Origin of the sequence: Mesorhizobium sp. M7A.F.Ca.US.006.04.2.1 (genome assembly GCF_004022915.1) — a bacterium.
GTDB lineage: Bacteria > Pseudomonadota > Alphaproteobacteria > Rhizobiales > Rhizobiaceae > Mesorhizobium > Mesorhizobium ciceri.
Genome location: NZ_RZQA01000333.1, coordinates 1 through 6201 on the forward strand (window position 1 = coordinate 1; position 6201 = coordinate 6201).

General features: G+C 63.6%; 6 protein-coding genes and 1 pseudogene. 4 read left to right on the forward strand and 3 right to left on the reverse strand.

Annotated elements, in window-relative coordinates; all coding sequences use genetic code 11:
- The 4 genes and pseudogenes from EN925_RS18410 to EN925_RS18425 all read left to right on the forward strand — a co-directional run.
- Positions 1-257 (forward strand): annotated as a pseudogene (locus EN925_RS18410) (sugar ABC transporter permease); the annotation flags it as partial.
- Positions 258-268: 11 nt separating this feature from the next.
- Positions 269-1108: a carbohydrate ABC transporter permease gene (locus EN925_RS18415; RefSeq protein WP_027161160.1), complete on the forward strand. Its 840-nt coding sequence runs from the start codon at positions 269-271 to the stop codon at positions 1106-1108.
- Entirely contained in the window at positions 1105-2166 is a 1062-nt protein-coding gene (locus tag EN925_RS18420) for a Gfo/Idh/MocA family oxidoreductase (RefSeq protein ID WP_127369148.1), read from the forward strand. Before EN925_RS18415 ends, EN925_RS18420 begins: the two co-directional genes overlap by 4 nt.
- 15 nt (positions 2167-2181) lie before the next feature.
- Entirely contained in the window at positions 2182-3180 is a 999-nt protein-coding gene (locus EN925_RS18425; RefSeq protein WP_127369149.1) for an ABC transporter ATP-binding protein, read from the forward strand.
- Between the two features lie 165 nt (positions 3181-3345).
- On the opposite strand, the gene EN925_RS18430 is transcribed toward EN925_RS18425, so the two are convergent.
- The 3 genes from EN925_RS18430 to EN925_RS18440 form a co-directional block, all read right to left on the reverse strand.
- The gene (locus EN925_RS18430) at positions 3346-4191 is read right to left on the reverse strand and encodes a fumarylacetoacetate hydrolase family protein (protein WP_013528568.1); all 846 of its coding nucleotides are present in this window, start codon (positions 4189-4191) and stop codon (positions 3346-3348) included.
- 219 nt (positions 4192-4410) lie between these two features.
- The gene (locus tag EN925_RS18435; RefSeq protein WP_013528567.1) at positions 4411-5142 is read right to left on the reverse strand and encodes an SDR family oxidoreductase; all 732 of its coding nucleotides are present in this window, start codon (positions 5140-5142) and stop codon (positions 4411-4413) included.
- A 186-nt stretch (positions 5143-5328) separates the two neighbouring features.
- On the reverse strand, positions 5329-6201 hold an 873-nt coding region (locus EN925_RS18440; RefSeq protein ID WP_128336779.1), incomplete at its 5' end, for an aldehyde dehydrogenase family protein.

Below are 6201 nucleotides of genomic sequence, written 5' to 3' on the forward strand. Positions count from 1 at the left end.
TCTCGATCCTCACCTTCGTCGGCAATTTCAACGCCTTCGACCTGATCTACACCGCGCAAGGCGCGCTCGCCGGGCCGAACTATTCGACCGATATTCTCGGCACTTTCCTCTACCGCGCCTTCTTCGGCTTCCAGCTGCAGGTCGGCGACCCCAATATGGGCGCGGCGATCGCCACGATGATGTTCCTGATCATCCTCGGCGGCGTCTGCGTCTACCTCTTCCTCGTCCAGACGCGCCTGCGTCGCTACCAGTTCTGAGGGGCCGAGAGATGAGCACCGCCACCCGTTCCGTGCCCCGCACCATCGGCGCCCATGCGATCCTGCTGACCTACACGGTGATCGCGCTGTTTCCGGTGATCCTGGTGATCATGAACTCGTTCAAGTCCCGCGCCGGCATCTTCGGCGCGCCGCTGACGCCGCCGACGCCAAAGACCTTCGACCTGATCGGCTACACCACCGTCATCGGCCAGGGCGACTTCTTCCACTATTTCCAGAACAGCCTCGTCGTCACCGTCGCCTCGCTGTTCTTCGTGCTCCTGTTCGGCGCCATGGCAGCGTTTGCGCTGTCGGAATACCGCTTCCGCGGCAATTCGCTGATGGGGCTCTATCTGGCGCTCGGCATCATGATCCCGATCCGGCTGGGCACCGTCGCCATCCTGCAATTGATGGTGGCGAGCGGGCTGGTCAACACGCTGACGGCGCTGATCCTGGTCTACACCGCGCAAGGCCTGCCGCTTGCCGTGTTCATCCTGTCGGAGTTCATGAAGCAGGTGTCCGACGATCTGAAGAATGCCGGCCGCATCGACGGCCTGTCGGAATACACCATCTTCTTCCGCCTGGTGCTGCCACTGGTCAGGCCGTCGATGGCAACCGTCGCCGTCTTCACCATGATCCCGATCTGGAATGACCTGTGGTTCCCGCTGATCCTGGCGCCGTCGGAAGAAACCAAGACGGTGACGCTCGGCGCCCAGCTGTTCCTCGGCCAGTTCGTCACCAACTGGAACGCTATCCTGGCGGCGCTGTCGCTGGCGATCATGCCGGTGCTGATCCTCTACGTCATCTTCTCGCGGCAGTTGATCCGCGGCATTACTTCCGGAGCGGTGAAGTGAGTTCTGAAACCCCTCTGCGCGTCGTCGTCGCCGGGCTTGGCAATATGGGTCGCAGCCATGCGCTGGCCTACCATACCAATCCAGGTTTCCAGATCGCGGCGCTGATCAATCGCTCCGACGTGCCGCTGCCGGACGGGCTGTCGGGTTACGGCATCAAGCGCTCCTTCGACGAGGCATTGCGCGATGAAAAGCCCGATGTCGCCTGCATCGCCACCTATTCCGACAGCCATGCCGACTATGCGGTGAAGGCGTTCGAGGCCGGTTGCCACGTCTTCGTCGAAAAGCCGCTGGCAACGACGGTGGCCGATGCCAGGCGCGTCGTCGCGGCGGCCAAGGCCAACGGCAGGAAGCTGGTGATCGGCTACATCCTGCGCCATCACCCGTCCTGGATCAGGCTCATCGCCGAAGCGCGCAAGCTCGGCGGCCCCTACGTCTTCCGCATGAACCTCAACCAGCAATCCTCGGGCCATACCTGGGAGACGCACAAGCAGTTGATGCAGACGACCTCGCCGATCGTCGATTGCGGCGTGCACTATCTCGACGTCATGCTGCAGATCACCGATGCGAAGCCCGTGGAAGTGCGCGGCATGGGCGTGCGGCTGACCGACGAGGTCGCGCCCTCGATGTACAATTACGGCCACTTGCAGGTGCTGTTCGACGACGGTTCGGTCGGCTGGTATGAGGCCGGCTGGGGGCCGATGATTTCGGAAACCGCCTTCTTCGTGAAGGACGTCATCTCGCCCAATGGCTGCGTGTCGATCGTCATGAAGGAAGGTGTGAAGTCCGATGACATCGACACCCACACCAAGACCTCGACCATCCGCCTGCACAATGCGGCGGCCGACGCGGACGGCAAGTTTCTCAAGGCCGACGAAATGCTGTCGATGGCAGGCGAACCCGGCCATCAGGACCTCTGCGACCTCGAACAGGCCTTCGTGCTGAAGGCAATCCGCGAGGATCTGGACCTCGCCAAACACATGGACGACGCGGTCAAATCGCTCGCCGTCTGCCTTGCCGCCGACGAGAGCGTGCGCAGCGGCGCCGCCCTCAAACTCTAGAACAGGGACGAAGCCGTGGGCTCGCTGAACATCGAGAACGTGAAGAAGGCCTTTGGGCCGGTCGAGGTGCTGAAGGGCATCAACCTCGAAGTGAACGACGGCGAGTTCGTCGTTTTCGTCGGGCCGTCCGGCTGCGGCAAGTCGACCCTGCTCAGGGTCATTGCCGGGCTGGAGGATTCGACCTCGGGCCGCGTCGTCATCGACGGCGCGGACGTTTCGGCCACGCCGCCGGCCAAGCGCGGCATCGCCATGGTGTTCCAGACCTATGCGCTCTATCCGCATCTGACGGTGAAGAACAATATGGGCCTCGGCCTCAAGCAGGCCGGCACGCCGGCGGCCGAGATCGAGCGCCGCATCGGCATAGCCTCGTCGATGCTGTCGCTGGAGCCCTATCTCGAAAGGCGGCCGGCCGAACTCTCCGGCGGCCAGCGCCAGCGTGTCGCCATCGGCCGCGCCGTGGTGCGCGAGCCGAAGCTTTTTCTCTTCGATGAGCCATTGTCCAACCTCGATGCCGCACTGCGCGTCAACACAAGGCTGGAGATCGCGCAGCTGCATCGCCGGCTGAAGGCAACGATGATCTACGTCACCCACGACCAGGTCGAGGCGATGACCCTGGCCGACAAGATCGTAGTGCTCAACGCAGGGAAAATCGAGCAGATCGGTGGCCCGATGGAGCTCTACAATTCGCCGGCAAATGAGTTCGTCGCCGGCTTCATCGGCTCGCCGAAGATGAATTTCGTCGACGGCGCCCGTCTCGGCGAAACCGCCAAGACAATCGGCGTGCGGCCGGAACATCTGACCGTCGATCCGAAATCCGGCTCCTGGAAGGGAACGGTGGTGCACGCCGAGCATCTCGGCGCCGACACCAACCTCTATCTCGACTGCGAGAAGGCCGGGCTGATCACCGTGCGGATTTTTGGTGTTTACGATGCCGAGCCGGGTGCCACGCTGTATGCGACGCCGGATCCGGCGAAGACGTATCGGTTTGGTACGGATGGGAAGGTGCTGAAGTAGATACGCCGGCGCTGGCCCTCACCCAGCCTCCGTTTCGCTCGGCTGACCTCTCCCCGAGGGGAGAGGAGATTGCCAGCGCCGACGCCAGTCTCTTCTCCCCAGCGGGGAGAAGGTGGCCGCGAAGCGGCCGGATGAAGGGGCAGCGCTGACCCCGAAATGTACTGCCTAAACGTCCGCCTTGAACGTCTGCTTCTGCTGCCCCAGGCCTTCAATGCCCAGTTCAACCACATCGCCGGCCTTCAAGAACACCGGCGGCTTCATGCCCAGCCCGACGCCGGGCGGCGTGCCGGTGGAGATGATGTCGCCGGGGTGCAGCGACATGAACTGGCTGAGATAGGACACCAGATACTTGACGCCATAGACCATGGTCTTGGTCGAGCCGTTCTGCATCGTCTTGCCGTTGACGGTCAGCCACATTTTGAGGTTCTGCGGATCGGCTACCTCGTCCTTGGTCACCAGCCATGGGCCGGTAGGGCCGAATGTGTCGCAGCTCTTGCCCTTGGTCCACTGGCCCTGGCGCTCGGCCTGGAAGGCGCGCTCTGAGACGTCGTGGGCGACGCTATAGCCGGCGACATAGTCGAGCGCGTCGGCTTCGCTGACATATTTGGCGGTTTTGCCGATGATCACGGCCAGCTCGACTTCCCAGTCGGTCTTCTCCGAGCCGCGGGGGATCAGCACGTCGTCATCCGGCCCGACAATGGCCGAGCTTGCCTTCATGAAGATGATCGGCTCCGGCGGCACGGTAGCGCCGGTCTCGGCGGCGTGGTCGGAATAGTTCAGGCCGATGCAGATGAACTTGCCCGTGCCGGCAACGCAGGCGCCGAGGCGCGGGCTGCCGGAAACCGCCGGCAGCGACTTCGGATCTAGCTTGGCGAGTGCTGCCAGCGATGCCGGATCGAGTGCCTTGCCGCCGATATCGGTGACGTGAGCGGAGAGATCACGGATCGTTCCATCCGCATCGAGCAGGCCGGGACGTTCGCTTCCCACCTCGCCATAGCGCAGCAGTTTCATCTAAATCCTTCTCCTGATTGCGGCCTCGCGGCCTTTTGCAAACTTTCCGCCAAGGCGATTGCTCCTTCAAGGAACCGGCGGACCGTACTCACCGACCTGACTACGGACAAGCGCGATCGCCATACAAGATAGCCGGCGCGCGGGATTTTCAGACTGTTCGATCCCCTGTTGAACGCCGGCAACGGGCCAGATCGTCCGGCCCACGCAAGATTTCCGCAGTCAGATCGACCAGCCGCCGTCGATATTGTAGGCCTGCCCGGACGTGTACGTGGCGCCGGCCAGGTAGACGGCCAGATCGGCGATTTCCTCCGGCGTGCCGAGCCGGCCCATCGGCTGGCGGGCGATGAAGGCGGCGCGGGCGGCATCATAGTCGCCTTGCGCGTGCATGCGGTCCTGCAGCGACGGGCTCTCGACCGTGCCGGGGCAGATGGCGTTGCAGCGTATGCCCTTGCCGACATAGTCGGCGGCTATCGCCTTGGTCAGGCCGATGACCGCGGCCTTGGTCAGGCCATAGACGAAGCGGTTGGGCACGCCCTTGGTGGAACTGGCCAGCGAGGCCATGTTGATGATCGATCCGTCGCCGCGTTCCAGCATGCCGGGCAGCACGGCCCGGCTGGTGCGGATCATGGCGCGGACATTGAGGTTCAGCGCGAAATCGAGGTCGCCGTCCTTCATCTCCAGGATCGAGCCCGAATGGACGAAACCGGCGCAATTGAACAGCACGTCGACGACACCGATCTCGGCAAAGGCGGCGTTGACGGCTTCGTCGTTGAGCACGTCCAGCTTGCGGGTCTTGATCCCTGGCGTCTTGGCGAGTTCCGCCAGCAGCGTCTCGTTGATGTCGGTGGCGTAGACGATGGCGCCGGCTTTTGCGAAGGCCAGTGCGCTCGCCTTGCCGATCCCTTGCGCCGCTGCCGTGACGACAACGACCTTGCCTGCCAGATCCGCCATGCTGTTCTCCTCGTCCGCTGGGATAGTCCGGGTCTACCTGCGGCTGGCCAAGGCGTCATGTGCCAGTCACGCGTGATCGTGCAGCCTGCGCCGTTGACCGTTCACTGATAAAGATGTTTTTTCTCGTTAAAGAACATCTGTCCGGGCGTCAAGCCCGAACACGATCTGAACAGTACCGGCAGGCCATCAATCGCCGTAAGGCACCCAGACATTCTTGACCTCGACGGCGCGGCGTAGGAAGGCGTCGCCGGCGGCTTGGTCGGATGCCCAGTCGATGCCGCGGCCATTGCCGCTCCAGACGCGCTTGAGGTTGCCGATGGACTCGGCTTCCGCCTTGGCGCAGGTCTCGGCATCGGCGAACACCCAAAGCCCGTCGACATCGTCATGCTTGGCCAGCACGCCGGCGAGTTCGGCGCTGCGACCGGTGACGATGTTGATGGCGCCTGAGGGAATGTCGGAATATTCGATGACCTGGTAAAGATCGGTCGCCAGCAGCGGGTAGCGCTCCGACGGCACTGCGACCACGGTGTTGCCCATCGCGAGTGCGGGTGCAATCAGCGAGATCAGGCCGAGCAGCGGCGAGGCATCCGGCGCGACGATGCCGACGACGCCGACCGGCTCGTGCAGCGCCAATGTCACGGCACGCGCGGGCGGTTGGTGCACGCGGCCCTCGAATTTGTCGGCCAGACCGGCATAGAGGAACAGCCGCTCGATGGATTGTTCTACCTCTTCCCGCGCAGCCTTGGGCGTGGCGCCGGTCAATTCGGTGAGACGGGCGGCGAACTCGCCGGCGCGGCCGGAAAGGTTCTCGGCCAGATAATAGAGCACCTGGGACCTGTTATAGGCGGTCGCCTCCGGCCAGGCCTTGGCACCGCGGGCGGCGGAGACGGCATCGCGGATATCCTTGCGGCTACCAAGCCCAACTTCGCCGGCAAGCTTGCCCTTGGCGGTGGCGACGGTCAGCGAGTAGTTGCCGTCCGGACGCACCTGCTTGCCACCGATGAACAGCTTTGCCGTGCGGTCGATGGCCATACCGTCAGCCTGCTCGACGACCTGCGC